We start from the raw sequence: 18381 nt of genomic DNA, 5'->3' as shown, positions 1-18381 counted from the left end.
TCTGTGAATGAGACTTAGGTCCGAAAAAGGAAGGCGGCATCCGTGACTCAGGACTCAAATGTCACCAGTCAGGAACTAAGTGTTCTGGCCGAAACCTTTCGCCTGCTGGGTGATCCCAGCAGGCTGAAGATTTTGCTGCATTGTGTCGATGGACCGAAAGCGGTTTCCGAAATGGCCGCTGCTCTTGATCTCTCGCAGTCATTGGTCAGCCACCATTTGCGGCTGTTGCGGGGCGCACGGCTGGTCAGTGGCGAAAGGCGCGCGAAGCAGATTTTCTACCGGATTTCTGATGAGCATGTGACGGATGTCCTCCTCGATATGCTGGTCCACGTCCGCGAAGACCATCATTCAGCGCATGGCCACGAGCACGAGGCGGACTGACTGGCTCGTTTCGCACTCCATGCGCCGTAGCTCTTTCACAGCTCCGGGACGATCTCGACTTCATTGGTCGCCTAGGATATAGTCGTGAAGCCTTGGGACAAAAGTCATGCGTCAACTCGTCGCCATCATCGCTTTGATTTCCTTTGCCTTTGTTTCTTTGGCAACGATGAGCCATGGCACCCGCATGGCGATGGAAGATACGTCCCGTGCGACGTCTCACTCGGTCATGGTCAGCGATGACGAACATGGGGGAGGGCATGGGAATGCTCGACCGATGAAAGACAACCATTGCACAGAAAACTCGGCCTGCACCGATGAAGCCGGTCTCTGCGCTGCATACTGTGCCAAACTGACCACCTTTACCTTCGCCGAGAAATACGGCCTCCGGGCATCTGAGGCCTTCGTATCGCGGTGGCGAAACAATGACTCCTCACGTTTGACGGGGCGTGTTCCCGCTTTGCAGGACCGACCTCCCAAACCTCTCCTGATCTAAATTCCGATGCCGGTCGGAAAGACTGGCGGACACCCACAGGAATTTTTCCCATCAGGAGATGGAAAATGACGACTATTTCACGCCGTGGAGTTTTGGCGGCAGGCGCAGCCATGGTGCTGGCTCCGGCACTTCCCCGCGTCGCACGCGCACAGGATCAGGTGCTTTCGCTGAAGGCAGCGACGCGTGTTCTGGATATCGACGGGCGCGCAGCTACTGTTTTCGGGCTTGAAGGCCTAGGCGGTCAGGGTCTTGTCCTTGATCCGGGGCAGCGATTCAGGGTCGATCTGACCAATGAACTGGATATACCGACGCTGATCCATTGGCATGGCCAGATCCCGCCGAACGATCAGGATGGCGTACCGGATCTGCCGCGTCCGATGCTGATGCCGGGCGAAAGTCGTTCCTACGACTATGCGACGATGCCCGGAACATACTGGATGCACGCGCATATTCCGTTGCAGGAAATGAAGCTGCTCGCCGCGCCGCTGATCGTGCAAAGCGACGAGGACATGCGGGCAGATCGCCAACAGGTGGTGATGTTCCTGCACGACATGTCGTTCAAGGAGCCGGAAGAGATTATGGCGGAGATCACCGGCGGCCATGGTGGCGGCCATGACATGTCCAACATGAGTGCCGCACCGGAGCAAGGCAATGACATGGGCGCGATGCCCGGAATGGATCATTCCGGCATGAACATGGACGGCATGGCCATGGATCTGAACGACTATGATTGGGATGCCTATCTAACCAATGACCGCACCCTGTCGGATCCCGATGTCGTGCGGGTCGAAAAGGGTGGTAAGGTTCTGATGCGCGTGATCAACGGCGCCTCTTCCACCGTGTTCTGGATCGAAACCGGCGTTTTGCCCGGACGTCTTGTCGCGGTGGACGGGCACGCCGTTCAGCCGTTTGAGGGCAGCCGCTTTGGTATCGCCATGGGGCAACGCATGGATATCGAGATTACCTTGCCGGGCGAGGGCGCATGGCCGATCCTTGCGCTTCGCGAAGGTGCGCGTGAGCGGACCGGCCTGTTCCTCGCGACATCAGGTGCAACGGTAGAGCGTCTGTCTGGCATGGCAGAGGAGGCGTCGCCCGCCTTCGACATTGATATGGCGCAGGAATTGCGGTTGAAAGCGGCGGAAAACCTGCCACAGCGCGCGGCACAGCGGATCCATATGGTGATGCTCGGCGGCTCGATGCAGCCCTATGTCTGGACCATCGACGGCAATGTCTGGGGCAGTCACAAACCGCTGGGAGCTGTTTCGGGCGAGCGCGTCGAGATCATGTTCCACAACATGTCGATGATGGGCCACCCGATGCACCTGCACGGCCACGTTTTTCAGGTTGTCGACATCAATGGTCGGCGGGTTGATGGAGCCCGTCGTGACACTGTCTATGTGCCTCCCATGGCCGCCGTGACCATTGCGATGGACGCAGGTGAAGCCGCGCGCTGGATGCTGCATTGCCATCATATGCCGCACCTGCAAACGGGCATGATGACGGAATTCAGCGTCTCCGCCTGAAGTATGGCGGGCGGTAAATCCGCCCGCTTACCCATTCATTGGCACGCAATTCCTGTGCGGAGCTTTCTTGACGGACCCGCAATCCCGGATGCAGCGTTGCTTACCTGAAATACGGCCCTTTTGATCCTGTGACAGCCGCCGCTGGATCAAGGAGAGGAGAGTGTGACATGAACAATTCCAACGATCACAGCGCGCATGGCACGATGCCAGGCCATGGTGGCCATGATATGACACCGCCGGATCCGGGTGCGGAAGTGACGACCGATCCCGTCTGCGGCATGCAGGTGACGATCAAGCCCGACAGCCGCAAGCAAGAGTTCCAGGGCAAAACCCACTACTTCTGTTCGGCCAAATGCCAGACGAAATTCGAAGCGGACCCCTGGTTCTACGCGTCGGGCAATGCTGCGAACAAGCCCAAGGCGGTGGCGGCGGGCACGCAATACACCTGTCCGATGCATCCCGAGATCGTGCGCGACGCCCCTGGATCCTGCCCACTCTGCGGGATGGCGCTGGAGCCGATGATCCCCACGACCGATGATGAGCCCAGCCATGAACTGGTCGACTTCACCCGTCGCATGTGGATCAGCCTTGCTGCCGCTATCCCGCTGATGCTTCTGACCATGGGCGATATGATCGGCATCCCGGTCCGGCAATGGGTCGGTCCGATGAACGCGCCATGGATAGAATTCGCACTGGCGACGCCCATCGTGCTCTGGGCCGCTGCGCCGTTTTTCAAGCGCGGCTGGGACAGCATCATAAACCGTTCACCGAATATGTGGACGCTGATCTCTCTGGGTGTCGGCGCCGCCTTCCTCTATTCCATCGTGGCGACGGTGTGGCCGGGCATATTCCCGGAGGCCTATCGCTCCGGCCATGGCGTCGGTACCTATTTCGAGGCGGCAGTGGTCATCGTGGCCCTGGTGTTTGTCGGCCAGGTACTGGAATTGCGCGCCCGTGAACGTACTGGCGATGCGATCAAGGCGCTGCTGAATCTTGCTCCCAAGACCGCGCGGCGGGTGCTGGCGGATGGCACCGAATATGACGCGCCTTTGGACAACATCATGCAGGGTGACCGCCTTCGCGTGCGCCCCGGCGACAGCGTACCGGTTGATGGCACGGTGGTTGAGGGGGGCTCGTCGGTCGATGAAAGCATGATCACCGGCGAGCCTGTGCCGGTGGAAAAGACCGCGGGCGATCACGTCACTGGCGGCACCATCAACAAGAACGGCAGTCTGGTGATCGAGGCCCGCCGTGTGGGTGCCGATACCGTGCTGTCGCAGATCGTCAACATGGTTGCCGGCGCCCGCCGGTCGCGCGCGCCGATCCAGGGGCTTGCCGACCGGGTGGCGTCGATCTTCGTGCCAACGGTGGTGCTAGTCGCAATCCTCGCTTTCATCGGTTGGTTCATCTGGGGTCCAGAGCCCGCACTGATCTTTGCGGTCGCCTCGGCGGTGTCGGTGCTGATCATCGCCTGCCCCTGTGCGCTTGGTCTGGCGACCCCGATTTCGATCACTACGGCCGCAGGGCGCGGCGCGCAGGCCGGTGTGCTGGTCAAGAACGCCGAAGCGCTGGAGCGTATGGCCGCCGTCACCACGCTGGTCGTCGACAAGACCGGCACCCTGACCGAGGGTAAGCCCGCGCTGACCGATGTGATCACCCTTGGATCGGTGCCGGAGGCCGACATCCTCGCGGTGGCGGCGGCGCTGGAGCGCGGATCGGAGCACCCGCTGGCCGAGGCGATCGTCGGCGGGGCCGAAGCGCGCGGCACCCAACGCAAATCCGCTACGGATTTCGCCGCCGTCACCGGCAAGGGGGTGCAGGGCCGGGTGGATGGCCAGCCGGTCGCGCTCGGAAATGCCGCGATGATGCGCGAAGTGGGCCTCGATCCCACTGCGCATGAGGCGCGGGCCGATGAAATGCGCACCGAGGGCAAGACCGCCATGTTCATCGCGATTGATGGCGCTGTCGCAGGGATCGTCGCGGTGGCAGACCCGATCAAGGCAACCACGGTCGAGGCCATTCGTCTGCTGCACGAGCAAGGCCTGAAGATCATCATGGCGACAGGGGACAACCAGCGCACCGCCGAAGCGGTGGCGGCACGGCTTGGCATCGACGAGGTCCGCGCCGGAGTGATGCCCGAGGACAAGAAGGCGCTGATCGAAGAGTTGCGCAAACGCGGCGAAGTCATCGCCATGGCGGGCGATGGCGTGAACGATGCGCCGGCGCTGGCAGCCGCCGATGTCGGCATTGCGATGGGAACCGGGGCGGATGTCGCGGTTGAAAGCGCCGGGCTGACCCTGCTTGGCGGCGATCTGCTGGGCGTGGTGCGGGCACGCAACCTTGCGAAGGCGACGCTGCGCAACATCAAGGAGAACCTGTTCTTTGCCTTCGCCTACAACACGGCGGGCATCCCGATTGCGGCTGGGATCTTCTATCCGCTGACCGGCTGGCTGCTGTCGCCGATGTTCGCGGCGGCCGCCATGAGCCTGTCCTCGGTTTCCGTGATCGCCAATGCGCTGCGGTTGCGGCGCGTCAAACTATGATCACGGCGTATTGAAAAGGATCCGGGCGGCAAGCTCCGCTGTCGCCCAGATCACTTCGGCCGGTTTTGTGCGGCAAGGAATTTCTCGAAAGCCGCAAGCGTTCTGGCCGAGACATGGTGCTCCAGCCCCTCGCCATCGATCTCTGCGATTTCGGCGGGCACACCGACGGCCACGAGCAGGGCAACGACGGTCCGGTGGCGCGCGCGGACACGTTCCGCCAGTTCGGCACCCGCATCTGTCAGGAAAATCCCGCGATAGGGGCGTGAGGTCGCCAGCCCTTCGCGTTTCAGCCTTCCGATGGCCTTGGTGGCCGTCGGCTGAGCAACGCCCATTCGCTCAGCAATATCAGCTACCCTTGCTTCACCACTCACCGAAATCAAATCGCTGATCATTTCGACATAGTCCTCGAGCAGCGCCCTCGCCTGGCATTCGCGCGCATGCGCAAAACGTCTGGCTTGCAAGGACGCTGGGGGGTGCGCCGGGGCATTTGACATGCTGCTCTCCAAGAGGTGCCCGCCGCGAGAACACGGATCGGCGGTTTCCAGTGTAGTTCCCGGGTAAACATAGATGCCGCGATGCAGCTTTGCAAACCTACGCTCATCTTCTTGCATGAAGCTACAAAATAGATACGATTGACTATGATATAGCCATGGCTATACTCTACGAGATAGCCAACCTTCATTCACGTGCCACTTCATGACCAGTTCCGATCGCGCCCGCATCCAGATGGCCGCCATTCTCGCCGGAAAACGGCAGGGGTTCTTCAGCAAATTTCTGTTCGCGGGGCCCGCCGTCATCGCCTCGATCGCCTATGTCGATCCGGGCAACTATGCGACCAATATTCAGGCGGGCGCGGGATATGGCTATCAGCTGCTGTGGGTGGTTCTGCTGGCCAATCTGATTGCGATGATGTTTCAGGGCCTGTCGGCGCGATTGGGCATCGTCACCGGCAAGAATCTGGCGGAAATGTCACGCGACACTTTCCCCAGGCCCGTCGTGTGGGCGATGTGGGTGGTCAGTGAAATCGCCGCCATGGCCACCGATCTGGCTGAGTTTCTGGGTGGTGCCATTGGGTTGTCGCTGCTGTTTGGCCTGCCGCTGATCTGGGGCATGGTCGTCACCGCTATTGTGACCTACGGTATCCTGATCTTTGAGAAACGTGGCTTCCGCACGATGGAGCTGATTATCGGCACCATGGTCGCCATCATCAGCCTTTGCTACCTGATCGAGATCTGGATCACGCCTGTCGACTGGCAGTCTGCGGCCGCTGGCCTGATTACTCCGAACCTGCCCGATACTGCGGCGCTGACCATCGCTGTGGGCATCATCGGTGCTACCGTCATGCCGCATGCGATCTATCTGCATTCCAGCCTGACGCAATCGCGCGTTACCATCCGCAACGAGAGTGAGCGCCGTAAAGTCCTGCGCTATTCCAACATCGAGGTCGTGGTGGCGCTGGCCATCGCTGGCATGGTCAACATGGCCATGGTGATGATGGCGGCCGGGGCATTCCACGACGGCAACAGCGGCGTCGCGGAAATCGAGACTGCCTATCAGTTGCTGACGCCTTTGCTGGGCGCGGCTGCGGCCTCGGTCTTTCTGGTGTCGCTGATCACCTCGGGTGTGTCTTCCTCGGTGGTGGGGACGATGGCCGGGCAGATGATCATGCAGGGTTTCCTGCGCTTTCACGTGCCGATCTGGATACGCCGGCTGGTGACGATGGCCCCGGCCTTTGCCGTGGTGGCAGCGGGCGTCAACGCGACCGAGGCTCTGGTAATGAGCCAGGTCGTCCTATCCATCGGCCTGCCAGTGCCGATGATCGCGCTGATCATCTTCACCTCGCGCCGCGACATCATGGGCGAATACGTCATGAGCCCGGCCCTGCGTGTGCTAGCCTATACCGGAGCGGCGGTGGTGCTGGGGCTGAATTTCGTGCTGCTGGCCAGCACTTTTGGTCTGCCGATCCCGTTCCTGGGATAAGGAAGGGCCATGCCCTGCGGCATGGCCCCCCGTTCTTACATGTTCAGCACGCGGCCATAGGCGTCCAGCACGCTTTCCTTCATCGTCTCCGACAGCGTGGGGTGCGGGAAGATGGTGTGGATCAGATCCTCTTCGGTGGTCTCCAGGTTCATCGCCACGAGGAAACCCTGGATCAACTCGGTCACTTCGGCGCCTACCATATGCGCGCCCAAAAGCTGACCGGTTTTCGCGTCGAAGATGGTCTTGACCAGCCCCTGATCCTCGCCCAGGGCGATGGCCTTGCCATTGCCGATAAAGGGGAACCGGCCGACGCGGACCACGTGGCCCGCCTCGCGCGCGCGGGCCTCGGTCAGCCCTACCGAGGCGACCTGCGGATTGCCATAGGTGCAGCCCGGAATGCGCAGCTTGTCCATCGGATGCGGGTCCAGCCCGGCGATCTTTTCGACGCAGATCACGCCCTCATGTTCCGCCTTGTGCGCCAGCATCGGCGGCCCGGCCACATCGCCGATGGCATAGATGCCCGGCACATTGGTGCGGCAATAGCCGTCGATGGCGATGACGCCGCGCTCGACCTTTACGCCGACCGTTTCCAGCCCGATGTTTTCCACGTTGCACTGCACACCAGCAGCCAGCATCATCCGGTCGGCGTTGATGGTCTGGACCTTGCCGCCCTTGGTTTCCACATGTGCGGTGATGGAATTGGCGGCCTTGTCGACCTTGCCAACCTTGGCCTCCATAAGGAATTTGATGCCCATCTTCTCGAACCGCTTTTGCGCGAAATTCGAAATTTCGGCATCTTCGACCGGCATGATTTGCGCCAGCATCTCGACCACCGTCACCTCGACCCCAAGTGCGCGGTAGAAAGAGGCAAATTCGATGCCGATTGCGCCAGAGCCGACGATTAACAGGGATTTTGGCATCTCTTGCGGCACCATCGCCTCGAAATACGTCCAGATCAGCTTGCCGTCGGGTTCCAGTCCGGGGATGGCGCGCGGGCGGGCACCGGTCGCCACAATGATGTGCTTGGCGATATAGGTGCCGGGGCCTTTGACGCCTTTGGGGATCGGGCCCTGCGGCTGCATTGCGGATTTGGTCGGGGCGGTGACGTTGATCGCGCCGGGGGCGGTCAGCTTTGCCTCGCCCCAGATGATGTCGACCTTGTTCTTTTTCATAAGAAAGGTCACGCCACCCGCCATGCGTTCGGCGACGACGCGCGCCCGGCTGGTGATCTTCCCCAGATTGGGCGCAAGGCCCGTGATGTCGACGCCGAATTCCTGCCCGTGGCTGGCCAGCGTCATCACCTCGGCCGAGCGCAACAGCGCCTTGGCCGGGATGCATCCCCAGTTGGCGCAGATGCCGCCGATATGCTCGCGCTCGACGATTGCGGTTTTCAGGCCCAGCTGTGCCGCGCGGATCGCTGCGATATAGCCGCCCGGACCTGAACCCACGACGACAACGTCATAATTCTGGGACATGGGCTTCCTTTCTGTTCCAGCCGGGATGGCCGGCGCTGTCGTCATGTTTGCCGCAGCATCCTATTGGGTGCGCCGGCTGACAAGTGTGGCGGGATGGCTGTGATGTTCGGTGCCGCAGAATGTGTGATCCGTCAGCGAGGACATGACGCGACAGTTTGCGACTCCCTGATCGTCGCACCCGGATGCCATCCGGGCAAGTTCTGCCTCGAGCATCTGCAGGTCCCGAATACGTCTGCGAACGTCTTCCAGATGGGATCGGGCGATGTCATCGGCCTCGCGGCAACTGCCAGCGGGCTTGTCGATCACATCGATGAGGCTTCGGATCGCATCTATCTCGAAGCCCATAGCCCTTGCATGGCGGATCAGGCGCAGGCGATCCACTGCTGACTGGTCATAGCGACGCCGGTTGCCCCCGTCGCGCACGCCCTCCGGCAGTAGATGAATCATCTCATAGTACCGAATTGTCGTCACTTTGACGCCGGTTTGTTTTGACAGGCTTCCGATGCTCATATTCATGTCATTCACTCCTCGGCATCCGGGCGCATTTTCGGGGCCATTGATCAAAAGGCACCCCCCCCCCCGGGGCGGGGGTGCTTTGGTTACGAGGCGCGCTTCAGGCCGCGCGGGATTTGCCTCGGAAGAAGCCGAGGAGGCGCATGGCATTGGCCGTCACCAGCACGGTCGCGCCGGTATCGGCGAAGACCGCAAGCCAGAGGCCCGTCACGCCGGTCACCGTGGTCACAAGGAAGATGGCCTTCAGGCCCAGCGAAATCCCCACATTCTGCCGAATGTTCCGCATCGTTGCTCGCGACAGAGCGATCATGCGCGGGATGTCATCCACCCGGTCGCGCATCAGGGCGGCATCAGCGGCCTCCATCGCGACATCGGTGCCAGAGCCGATGGCAACCCCGACCTGCGCCGCAGCAAGCGCCGGGGCATCATTCACTCCGTCACCAACCATCACGATGGTCTGTTTTGCTGCGATTTCAGCCACAGCCCGCGACTTGTCTTCTGGCAGCATCCCCGCCTTCACGTCGATGCCGAGTTGGCGACCGATGGCGCCGCCGGTCCGGGGGTTGTCGCCGGTCATCATCAGGGGGGTGACCGATTGCGCCTTCAGCGCGGCAATCGCCGCCTTGCTTTCCGAGCGCGGCTCGTCGCGCATGGCGATCAGGCCCATCGTGTTCCCGGCAACCACGACCACGGCCACGGTCTTGCCCTGCTCCTCAAGTGCTGCGATGTGCTTTGCCGCATCCTCCGGCAGGGGCGCGCGTTCCGCCGCATGCTTCGGCGCACCGATGAAGACGCTCTGGCCCTGGACTTTCCCCTCCATGCCCTTGCCCGGCACGATGCGGACATCCGATGCTGCAAGACTATCGGCGCCGGTCTCGCTCGCATGAGCGACGATGGCCGTCGCAAGCGGGTGCGAGCTTTCGCGTTCGATCGCAGCGGAGAGCGCCAGCATGCGGGGCAACTCGCCGTTGACGGCCACTGCATCCGTGACCTTGGGTTTGCCCAGCGTCAGTGTTCCGGTTTTGTCAAATGCGACATATTTGGTGCTGGCCAGCATCTCCAGGACCGCGCCGCCCTTGATGAGCATACCTGCACGAGCACCGGCAGAAAGGCTGGACGCGACCGCTGCCGGCACCGAAATCACCAGTGCACAGGGGCATCCGATCAGGATCAGCGCGAGGGCGCGATAGATCCAGGTCTGCCAGTCGCCCCAGCCCATCAGCGGCGGTACCACAGCAACCATTGCGGCAATGGTCAGGATAATGGGCATATAGACGCGCGACAGCCGGTCGATATAGCGCTCGGTCGGGGCCTTGGCGTCCTGCGCCTCTTCGACCATGGCGATGATGCGCGCGATGGTGTTGTCCTCGGGGGCGCGGTCGACCTGGATGCGCAGGGTGGCATCGTGGTTGACGGTGCCAGCCCGCACACGCTCGCCAGGCTGTTTCGAGACGGGCACGCTTTCGCCGGTGACGGGCGATTCATCGACCGAGGAAATGCCGGTCAGGATCTCGCCATCGGCGGCAATCCGGTCGCCGGGGCGGGCGATGACGATCTGGCCGATGCGCAGGCTGTCGGCGGCGACCCTGGTGGTGCTGCCATCCTGCCCCTCGACCAACGCGTCGCGCGGCAAGAGCTTGCCAAGCGCCCGGATACCCGAGCGCGCGCGGTCCGCTGCAAGGCCTTCGAGCATTTCACCCAGCGTAAACAGCAGGATGACGACCGCCGCCTCTTCTTGTTCACCGATGATGACGGCGCCGATGGCGGCGATGGTCATCAGCATCTGGATGGTGAAGAACGCGCCATAGCGGGCGGCGACAAAGGCTTTGCGCGCAATCGGCCAGACGGCGATCACCGTGGCCAGCGTGAAGGCCCAGTATTCGATGTCGGGCTGCAGGAAGGTGGCGAGATAGGCGCCGCCGATGGCCGCGGCCGCAATGCCAAGCTGCTTGGCCTTGGGCGCCTGCCACCAGGCCTTTTTGCGCTGCGCCTCTTCCGGCTCGGACGGCAATCCGGCATCGGCCGCGGCGGCGGACGGCATTTCGGCAGTGAAGCCCAGCTTGCGCACCGCATCCTGGATCTGGCCGATGCTGGTCATGCCGGGGGCTAGGGTCAGCGTCATCTGCTCACGCGCTACCGAGACCTGCACATCGCTGACGCCGGGCATTCCTTGCAGCGCGGTGGTGATGGTGCCGGCACAGCTTGCGCAATCCATGCCGCCGACCTTCATCACGGTCTGGCCGGCTTTCGCGACAGGTTCCGCCTCATGGCTGCCATGGGCGTGATCGCCGCCGCAGGTGCCGTGGTCGTGGTCGTGGTCGTGACCGGAATGATCATGGGCAGCGTGGTCATGGCCAGAGTGATCGTGAGCTTTGCAGCCCTCATGCGCGGCATGATCGTGGTTCTGGTTGGCGGCTCCCTCGCCAATCAGCGTGGCGGAAAATCCGAGGCTTTTGACCGCCTTGACGATCTTCTCCTGCCCGGTCTGCTTCTCATCCAGCAACAGCTGCATCCGCTCACGCGCGACAGAGATCCGCAGTTCACTGACCCCGGGCATCCGGTCGATTGCGGTTTGGATGGTCGTCGCACAACTTGCGCAATCCATGCCGCCAATTTCGTATTCCAGCTTTTTGGGTGCCGATCCCGATCGTGCCATTGCACTGACTCCAGTCACGTCTGATTCGGGCGGACACTAATCCCTCTAGTCACTAGAGAATCAAGAAATTTATTTATATCAATATCTTAGTGACAAATCATCCATGCAGCAGACCCACGCCCCCTTGACGGAAGCGTGGCGAGCGAACCAATCTGACTGCCGTATTTCGCGAAAACTACTTTCCAGCCAAAGCGCTTGGGGAAAAGCCGAGGCTCTTGATGACCTTTTCGATCTTTGCGCGGTCGGTCTTGCTTTCATCCAACGTGAGCTTCATGCGTTCGCGCGCGACCGAGACGTTGAATTCGGACACGCCCGGCATGCGTTCGATGGCGGTGCGGATGGTGCCAGCACAGCTGCCGCAATCCATACCGCCAATCTGGTATTCAAGAGTCGAAATGGTCGACATCGCTGTCTCCGTGATGTGATTCGCAGCAACCGTACGCGCTGCAGCGACTGTAGGAGCAAGTGGTATTTTCACCGACGATCGGCCCACATCCTTCGTCATTGTTGCCGCAGGAATTTCCGAAGGCGGCTCAACCCGGTGACGGGAGCCTCCGCGCTCAGAAGCATGCGTCCCTTCGCGGTGATGGCGTATCTGCGGGCCCGGATCACACGCAGAAAGCCAAGATCCGTCATGCGCTCTGCCACCTGAATCCGGGAGTCGTCGGTCAGGTCGAGATGGCCATCCGGCGAAACATCGGCCTCCCTGAGGAGGTCGAGCCATATATCCGGTGTCTTTTCCACCATGGGTCAGTCAAGGATTGCGGCAGGCATGCCCGATGATGGCCTGTCCGCGGCTTGTCCCCGTGCCCTATGAACTGCTTCCGGTATCCGGTGCGGCAGACGGGCGCCGGGGACGCCCGTCTTCAGAGGCCTGGTCGGCAAGGGCTTAGTTGCCACGCGCTGCAAGCCATTCCTGCATCATGGCGATTTCGCCTTCCTGCGCCTTGATCACCTCTTCGGCAAGCGCACGCACTTCGGGGTCGGACCCATATTCAAGCACGACTTTCGCCATGTCGATGGCACCTTGGTGGTGCGGGATCATCCCGCGCATGAAGTCGACATCGGCATCGCCGGTATAGGGCACCATCATGTCACGCATCATGACATCCATCACCGCAGTATAGGCTGCAGTAGAGGGGCTGTCGGTAGCGGCTGTGCCGCCCATGGTCGACATGTCATGGCCGGCCATTCCGCCCGCATTGCCACCCTCGGGCAGCTGGCTTTGGGCAAAGGCGAGCCCCGCAGAAATGGCGAGAGCGCCGCCGATGAACATCGGGGTCAGCTTGTTCATATTCTGTCTCCGGTTACTTCGCGGTGGCAGGGTATCCGGCAAGGTCAAGGACCTTCAGGATGTCGTCCTGCGTTGCAGAGGTTTCCACCTTGACCGTGCGGGTCGGCGGATCGGTTTCGATCTTTGCCTGAGCATCGACCGACTCAATGGCCTTAGTGACAGACCGTGCGCAGCCGCCGCAGGTCATCGATTCCACGTGGAATTGCATGAGAGCCTCCTTGGGTTCGTGTCTCATGCCAAGCGATATAGGGTTTCCACCAACTGGAAGGTCAAGGGCGGTTTTTGTTCTTTTTTGCACTTGACCTTCCTGCCACTGGAAGCACCATCTTAGGTTCCGAACTCGAATCCATGTAGGAAGGAGGCGGCTATGAAAGCCCCCGTTCGAGCTGCGGACCAGACAAACGCAGCAATCTCTTTGCCCATCGAGGGCATGACCTGCGCGTCCTGTGTCGGACGCGTGGAACGCGCGCTGAAAGCCGTGCCGGGCGTTGCCAATGCGGTCGTCAATCTGGCAACCGAAAAGGCAAGCATTACTGCTGACGGCAAGGTTGATCGCGCAGCATTGGTGAAAGCAGTCGAGGATGCTGGCTATGATGTCTCCGCAAGCTTCATGGCCGCAGTCCCTGTTGCTACCGGCCCAGTTGAAATCGCGATTGAAGGCATGACCTGCGCATCTTGCGTGGGCAGGGTCGAACGGGCCCTGAAAGAAGTGCCGGGTGTCACCCAGGCTGTCGTCAACCTCGCGACCGAAAAGGCCTCCGTTCAGGGCTCTGCCGACAGTTCCGCACTGATCGCAGCCATCGCGGAGGCAGGCTATGACGCCAAACTGCTGACCCCGTCAGCGGCGGCGGTCGAAATCGCTATTGAAGGCATGACCTGCGCTTCTTGCGTCGGTCGTGTCGAGCGCGCGCTGAAGGAGGTACCTGGCGTCACTCAGGCCGTCGTCAACCTTGCCACCGAAAAGGCGACGGTTCAGGGCAAGGCCGACACTGCCGCACTGATCGCGGCCATTGCTGCAGCGGGATATGATGCGAAGCTTTTGGTCACGGCCAGCGCCGCAGGTACCGCCGAAGATGACGAGCGCGCCGAGAAGAAGGCCGCCGAATATCGCGAGTTGAAGCGCGATCTGACCATTGCCGCCGTTCTTACCCTGCCGGTCTTCCTGCTGGAAATGGGCTCGCATGTCATTCCGGGCGTTCACGACCTGATCGCCCGCACCATCGGCATGCAAGCCAGTTGGTATGTCCAGTTCGCACTGACGACGATTGTGCTCTTTGTGCCGGGAATCCGCTTCTATGAGAAGGGTCTGCCCGCACTGCGTCGGTTGACGCCCGACATGAACTCTCTCGTCGCCGTGGGGACGCTGGCGGCTTATGGCTATTCGCTGGTCGCGACCTTCTCGCCTGGCTTCCTGCCACCGGGGACGATCAACGTCTATTATGAGGCTGCGGCCGTCATTGTGACGCTGATCCTGCTGGGCCGTCTGCTGGAAGCACGCGCCAAGGGCCGTACCTCAGAGGCGATCAAGCGGCTGGTCGGCATGCAGGCCAAGACCGCCCGAGTGCGCCGTGACGGCAAGGTGGTCGAGGTTGCCATCGACGCCGTGCTCTCCGGCGATGTGGTCGAGGTTCGCCCCGGCGAGCGTATTCCGGTCGATGGTGAGGTGGTCGAAGGTGAAAGCTATGTCGACGAGTCGATGATCACCGGCGAGCCGATCCCGGTCGGCAAGAAGTCTGGTAGCGAGGTCGTCGCCGGCACCGTGAACCAAAAGGGTGCCTTTGCCATCCGCGCCACAGCGGTCGGCGGCAATACCGTGCTCTCGCAGATCATCCGTATGGTCGAAGAGGCGCAAGGCTCGAAACTGCCGATCCAGGCAATGGTCGACAAGGTGACGATGTATTTCGTGCCGGTCGTCTTTGGTGTCGCCGCCCTGACCTTTGCCGCATGGCTGTATTTCGGCCCGTCGCCCGCGCTGACCTTTGCGCTGGTCAATGCCGTGGCTGTGCTGATCATCGCCTGCCCCTGCGCCATGGGCCTGGCCACACCGACCTCGATCATGGTCGGCACCGGCCGGGGTGCCGAACTGGGCGTGCTGTTCCGCAAGGGCGAGGCGCTGCAACTGCTGAAGGACGCCAGGGTCGTCGCCGTCGACAAGACCGGCACCCTGACCGAAGGAAAGCCCGCGCTGACCGATCTGGAACTGTCCGCAGGCTTTGACCGCGCGCAGGTGCTGGCCATGGTTGCCGCTGTCGAAGCGCGTTCGGAACACCCGATCGCCCGTGCCATCGTGGAGGCTGCCGAGGCCGAGGGGCTGACGCTGCCCACCATCGCTGACTTCGAATCCGTCACCGGCTTTGGCGTCAAGGCCATGGTCAACGACCAGCGTGTCGAAATCGGTGCTGACCGCTATATGACGGAGCTGGGCCTTGATGTGTCGAACTTTGCCTCGGTCGCCGAACGTCTGGGCAACGAGGGCAAATCGCCGCTTTATGCCGCCATCGGTGGCAAGCTGGCAGCGATCATCGCGGTCGCCGACCCGATCAAGCCGACGACTCCGGCTGCGATCAAGGCGATGCACGATCTGGGCCTGAAGGTCGCCATGATCACCGGCGACAACAAACGCACCGCGCAGGCCATCGCCGCCCGTCTGGGCATCGATGAGGTTGTGGCCGAGGTCCTGCCCGATGGCAAGGTAGAGGCGGTGCGTCGTCTGAAGGCCGAGCATGGCAAGGTGGCCTTTGTCGGCGACGGCATCAACGACGCGCCCGCGCTGGCGGAAGCGGATGTGGGCCTTGCCATCGGCACCGGCACCGACATCGCCATCGAGGCGGCGGATGTGGTGCTGATGTCGGGCAGCCTGCAAGGTGTGCCGAATGCCATCGCCCTGTCCAAGGCGACCATCGGCAATATCCGGCAGAACCTGTTCTGGGCCTTTGTCTATAACGCCGCCCTGATCCCGGTTGCCGCGGGTCTGCTCTACCCATCCTACGGCATCCTGCTGTCGCCAGTCTTCGCCGCCGGTGCCATGGCGCTGTCCAGCGTCTTCGTGCTGGGCAATGCGCTGCGGCTGAAGACTTTCAAGGTCGCGAGCTGACGCAAAATGGGCGGTCCGTTCCGGGCCGCCCATCCTTAAGGAAATGGAGTGCAGCATGAACATCGGCGAAGCGGCCAGAGCATCCGGCGTATCCGCAAAGATGATCCGCTACTACGAACAGACAGGATTGATCCCGCAGGCAAGCCGCACCTCATCCGGATATCGTGAGTATACTGATGCGGATGTGCAGTTCCTTCGCTTTGTCCGATATGCCCGGGCTCTCGGCTTCTCGATGCCAGATATTGAAGAGCTGGTGGGTCTTTGGCGCGATCCGAATGGCAAGCATGCAGAAGTGCGGCTCCGGGCCGCGGCACATATCGAGACACTTGGGAAGAAAATTACAGAGTTGAAGGAAATGGCTGGCGCGCTCGATCACCTCGTCAGCGCTTGCGATAGCGAAAGTCGTCCCGATTGCCCTGTCTTTAAAAGACAAGATGTTGTCTGACCTCTCGAGCCGCCAGGACGCTTGGGTACAGACAAGCACGCCAATCCGGCCGGTTTGCGGTACGCGTCACATGAAATCCTCCCAACGCAACGCATGGCACCACGAAGCGGGGTTGTTGCGTCGCCTTCCTGAAGTATCTGGAGAGATAGATGGCTGACTTTGATCTGATTGTAATCGGCAGTGGTCCTGGCGGCTATGTCGCCGCGATCCGCGCCGCCCAGCTGGGCCTGAAAACCGCCTGCGTCGAAGGGCGCGATACCCTTGGCGGCACCTGCCTCAATATCGGCTGCATCCCGTCAAAGGCGCTGCTTAACGCCACCCACAACCTGCACGAAGCCCATATGAATTTTGAAAAGATGGGCATCACCGGCGCGCCCGCGCTCAAGGTCGACTGGGAGCGGATGCTGCGCTACAAGGAAGACGTGGTGGCCACCAACACCCGCGGCGTCGAATTCCTGTTCAAGAAGAACAAGGTCACGCGCTTGCAGGGCTGGGCCTCGATCCCGGCGCCGGGTCAGGTGAAGGTCGGCGAAGAGATCCATACCGCAAATAACATCCTGATCGCCACCGGGTCCGAGGCGACAGTGCTGCCGGGCATCACTGTGGATGAAGAGGTGGTCATCACCTCGACCGGCGCGCTCAGCCTTGGGCAGATCCCGAAATCCATGGTGGTGATCGGCGCGGGCGTGATCGGGCTGGAAATGGGCTCGGTCTATGCGCGTCTGGGCACCGAGGTGACGGTGGTTGAATACCTTGATGCGATCACACCGGGGCTGGACGCCGAGATCGCCCGCAGCTTCCAGAAGATCCTGATCAAGCAGGGCATGAAATTCGTGCTGGGCGCCGCCGTGCAATCGGTCGAGCGCACCAAGACCGGCGCGCGGGTCAGCTGGACGCAGCGCAGCGACGATGCGCCGGGCGAGGTCGAGGTCGAGGTCGAGGTCGAGGCCGATGTGGTTCTGGTCGCCACCGGGCGCAAACCGTATACCGAGGGTCTGGGGCTGGAGGCTCTGGGCGTCGAGATGCTGCCGCGCGGGCAGATCAAGGTGGATGCGAAGATGCAGACCAACGTGCCCGGCATCTATGCCATCGGTGACGCGGTTCCCGGCCCGATGCTGGCCCACAAGGCGTCCGAAGAGGGTATCGCGGCGGTCGAGACTATGGCCGGCCAATATGGCCATATGAATTACGACGTGATCCCCGGCGTGATCTATACCAGCCCCGAGGTCGCCTCGGTCGGCAAGACCGAGGAACAGCTGAAGGCCGAGGGCCGCGCCTACAAGGTGGGCAAGTTCTCGCTGATGGGCAATGCCCGCGCCAAGGCCGTGTTCCAGGGCGACGGCATGGTCAAGATGATCGTCGACAAGAAAACCGACCGCATCCTCGGCTGCCACATCATCGGCCCGGCGGCGGGCGAACTGATCCACGAGATCTGTGTGGCGATGGAATTCGGCGCTGCCGCGCAGGATGTCGCGATGACCTGCCACGCCCACCCAACCTTCAGCGAGGCGGTGCGCGAGGCGGCGCTTGCCTGCGGCTCGGGCGCGATCCACGCCTGAAGGTTGCAGCACCGCAGATGGGGGGGGGCCGGATCGGTGGTGGATCCGGCCCCTTTGCATTGTGCGCTCTGCGCAGGTGTCAGTGCAGATGCTCCTCGCGCACATGCAGCAATGTGCTGTGCAGCAGCTCGGCGACGCGCGGATTGGATACCCGGTAGTAGACCTGCTTTGACTGCCGATCTCCCCGGATCAGACGCGCGCGGCGCATCAGGCGCAGGTGGTGGCTGACCAGCGAGGGCGACAGGCTGATGGCACTGGCAATCTCGGAAACCGCTTTCGGGCTTTCAAAGCAATGAAACAAGATCTTCAGCCTGCTGGGGTCACCCAACAGGCTGAAGATCCTGGATACGGCGGGAAGCATCTGATCGGCAGTGTCGATAGTCATGTCAGTGCCTGTCGTGATGCTTCCCGGTTCAGTATTCGGT

General features: G+C 61.8%; 17 protein-coding genes. 8 read left to right on the top strand and 9 right to left on the bottom strand.

Annotated features, from left to right (window positions below):
- The first annotated feature begins 42 nt into the window (after nt 1–42).
- The 4 genes from JC607_RS23950 (at nt 43) to JC607_RS23935 (ending at nt 4940) form a co-directional block, all read left to right on the top strand.
- Nucleotides 43–381 carry a metalloregulator ArsR/SmtB family transcription factor gene (locus JC607_RS23950; RefSeq protein ID WP_174213298.1) on the top strand — a complete coding sequence of 113 codons (339 nt, stop codon included), beginning with the start codon at nt 43–45 and terminating at the stop codon, nt 379–381.
- Between the two features lie 106 nt (nt 382–487).
- Nucleotides 488–874, top strand: a complete 387-nt coding sequence (locus tag JC607_RS23945; protein ID WP_174213297.1) for a hypothetical protein — start codon at nt 488–490, stop codon at nt 872–874.
- A 65-nt stretch (nt 875–939) separates the two neighbouring features.
- Nucleotides 940–2397, top strand: coding sequence for a multicopper oxidase family protein (locus tag JC607_RS23940; RefSeq protein ID WP_174213296.1), 1458 nt, complete (start codon nt 940–942; stop codon nt 2395–2397).
- Nucleotides 2398–2600: 203 nt separating this feature from the next.
- Nucleotides 2601–4940, top strand: a complete 2340-nt coding sequence (locus JC607_RS23935) for a heavy metal translocating P-type ATPase (RefSeq protein ID WP_370584936.1) — start codon at nt 2601–2603, stop codon at nt 4938–4940.
- 50 nt (nt 4941–4990) lie between these two features.
- Here JC607_RS23935 and mntR read toward each other — a convergent pair whose 3' ends face one another.
- Nucleotides 4991–5434, bottom strand: a complete 444-nt coding sequence (gene mntR, locus JC607_RS23930; RefSeq protein WP_174213299.1) for a manganese-binding transcriptional regulator MntR — start codon at nt 5432–5434, stop codon at nt 4991–4993.
- A 202-nt stretch (nt 5435–5636) separates the two neighbouring features.
- On the opposite strand from mntR, the gene JC607_RS23925 reads away from it, so the two are divergent.
- The gene (locus tag JC607_RS23925; protein ID WP_174213294.1) at nt 5637–6920 is read left to right on the top strand and encodes an Nramp family divalent metal transporter; all 1284 of its coding nucleotides are present in this window, start codon (nt 5637–5639) and stop codon (nt 6918–6920) included.
- Between the two features lie 35 nt (nt 6921–6955).
- Here JC607_RS23925 and lpdA (JC607_RS23920) read toward each other — a convergent pair whose 3' ends face one another.
- The 7 genes from lpdA (JC607_RS23920) to JC607_RS23890 all read right to left on the bottom strand — a co-directional run bounded on the left by lpdA (JC607_RS23920) (nt 6956) and on the right by JC607_RS23890 (nt 13066).
- Nucleotides 6956–8395 carry a dihydrolipoyl dehydrogenase gene (gene lpdA, locus JC607_RS23920; protein ID WP_174213293.1) on the bottom strand — a complete coding sequence of 480 codons (1440 nt, stop codon included), beginning with the start codon at nt 8393–8395 and terminating at the stop codon, nt 6956–6958.
- A gap of 60 nt (nt 8396–8455) precedes the next feature.
- Nucleotides 8456–8911 (bottom strand): helix-turn-helix domain-containing protein, encoded by a 456-nt coding sequence (locus tag JC607_RS23915; protein WP_174213292.1) that lies wholly within the window; start codon nt 8909–8911, stop codon nt 8456–8458.
- A 97-nt stretch (nt 8912–9008) separates the two neighbouring features.
- Entirely contained in the window at nt 9009–11564 is a 2556-nt protein-coding gene (locus JC607_RS23910; RefSeq protein WP_174213291.1) for a heavy metal translocating P-type ATPase, read from the bottom strand.
- A 175-nt stretch (nt 11565–11739) separates the two neighbouring features.
- The gene (locus JC607_RS23905; RefSeq protein ID WP_174213290.1) at nt 11740–11970 is read right to left on the bottom strand and encodes a heavy-metal-associated domain-containing protein; all 231 of its coding nucleotides are present in this window, start codon (nt 11968–11970) and stop codon (nt 11740–11742) included.
- Between the two features lie 95 nt (nt 11971–12065).
- Nucleotides 12066–12311, bottom strand: coding sequence for a hypothetical protein (locus JC607_RS23900; RefSeq protein WP_174213289.1), 246 nt, complete (start codon nt 12309–12311; stop codon nt 12066–12068).
- A 142-nt stretch (nt 12312–12453) separates the two neighbouring features.
- Entirely contained in the window at nt 12454–12858 is a 405-nt protein-coding gene (locus JC607_RS23895; protein WP_174213288.1) for a DUF305 domain-containing protein, read from the bottom strand.
- Nucleotides 12859–12871: 13 nt separating this feature from the next.
- The gene (locus tag JC607_RS23890; protein ID WP_174213287.1) at nt 12872–13066 is read right to left on the bottom strand and encodes a heavy-metal-associated domain-containing protein; all 195 of its coding nucleotides are present in this window, start codon (nt 13064–13066) and stop codon (nt 12872–12874) included.
- A gap of 159 nt (nt 13067–13225) precedes the next feature.
- Here JC607_RS23890 and JC607_RS23880 point away from each other — a divergent pair, with 159 nt between their 5' ends.
- The 3 genes from JC607_RS23880 (at nt 13226) to lpdA (JC607_RS23870) (ending at nt 17956) form a co-directional block, all read left to right on the top strand.
- Nucleotides 13226–15952: a heavy metal translocating P-type ATPase gene (locus tag JC607_RS23880; RefSeq protein ID WP_174213286.1), complete on the top strand. Its 2727-nt coding sequence runs from the start codon at nt 13226–13228 to the stop codon at nt 15950–15952.
- A gap of 55 nt (nt 15953–16007) precedes the next feature.
- A complete protein-coding gene (gene cueR, locus JC607_RS23875) occupies nt 16008–16397 on the top strand; it encodes a Cu(I)-responsive transcriptional regulator (RefSeq protein WP_174213285.1) in 390 nt (129 codons plus the stop codon).
- 149 nt (nt 16398–16546) lie between these two features.
- The gene (gene lpdA, locus JC607_RS23870) at nt 16547–17956 is read left to right on the top strand and encodes a dihydrolipoyl dehydrogenase (RefSeq protein WP_198839227.1); all 1410 of its coding nucleotides are present in this window, start codon (nt 16547–16549) and stop codon (nt 17954–17956) included.
- 79 nt (nt 17957–18035) lie between these two features.
- On the opposite strand, the gene JC607_RS23865 is transcribed toward lpdA (JC607_RS23870), so the two are convergent.
- A partial coding sequence (locus JC607_RS23865; protein ID WP_347233367.1) for a metalloregulator ArsR/SmtB family transcription factor occupies nt 18036–18381 on the bottom strand: 346 nt, incomplete at its 5' end.

It is taken from the genome of Paracoccus sp. IB05, from assembly GCF_016405985.1.
GTDB lineage: Bacteria > Pseudomonadota > Alphaproteobacteria > Rhodobacterales > Rhodobacteraceae > Pseudogemmobacter.
The sequence above is the reverse complement of the archived record's forward strand: the minus strand, read 5'-3'. Positions and strand labels throughout refer to the sequence as shown.

Bases quoted from the DNA above. Each gene is read 5' to 3' on its own strand.
- JC607_RS23945 (WP_174213297.1), top strand. From the start codon at position 488: ATGCGTCAACTCGTCGCCATCATCGCTTTGATTTCCTTTGCCTTTGTT.
- JC607_RS23940 (WP_174213296.1), top strand. From the start codon at position 940: ATGACGACTATTTCACGCCGTGGAGTTTTGGCGGCAGGCGCAGCCATG.
- JC607_RS23935 (WP_370584936.1), top strand. From the start codon at position 2,601: ATGCCAGGCCATGGTGGCCATGATATGACACCGCCGGATCCGGGTGCG.
- mntR (WP_174213299.1), bottom strand. From the start codon at position 5,434: ATGTCAAATGCCCCGGCGCACCCCCCAGCGTCCTTGCAAGCCAGACGT.
- JC607_RS23925 (WP_174213294.1), top strand. From the start codon at position 5,637: ATGACCAGTTCCGATCGCGCCCGCATCCAGATGGCCGCCATTCTCGCC.
- lpdA (WP_174213293.1), bottom strand. From the start codon at position 8,395: ATGTCCCAGAATTATGACGTTGTCGTCGTGGGTTCAGGTCCGGGCGGC.
- JC607_RS23915 (WP_174213292.1), bottom strand. From the start codon at position 8,911: ATGAATATGAGCATCGGAAGCCTGTCAAAACAAACCGGCGTCAAAGTG.
- JC607_RS23910 (WP_174213291.1), bottom strand. From the start codon at position 11,564: ATGGCACGATCGGGATCGGCACCCAAAAAGCTGGAATACGAAATTGGC.
- JC607_RS23905 (WP_174213290.1), bottom strand. From the start codon at position 11,970: ATGTCGACCATTTCGACTCTTGAATACCAGATTGGCGGTATGGATTGC.
- JC607_RS23900 (WP_174213289.1), bottom strand. From the start codon at position 12,311: ATGGTGGAAAAGACACCGGATATATGGCTCGACCTCCTCAGGGAGGCC.
- JC607_RS23895 (WP_174213288.1), bottom strand. From the start codon at position 12,858: ATGAACAAGCTGACCCCGATGTTCATCGGCGGCGCTCTCGCCATTTCT.
- JC607_RS23890 (WP_174213287.1), bottom strand. From the start codon at position 13,066: ATGCAATTCCACGTGGAATCGATGACCTGCGGCGGCTGCGCACGGTCT.
- JC607_RS23880 (WP_174213286.1), top strand. From the start codon at position 13,226: ATGAAAGCCCCCGTTCGAGCTGCGGACCAGACAAACGCAGCAATCTCT.
- cueR (WP_174213285.1), top strand. From the start codon at position 16,008: ATGAACATCGGCGAAGCGGCCAGAGCATCCGGCGTATCCGCAAAGATG.
- lpdA (WP_198839227.1), top strand. From the start codon at position 16,547: ATGGCTGACTTTGATCTGATTGTAATCGGCAGTGGTCCTGGCGGCTAT.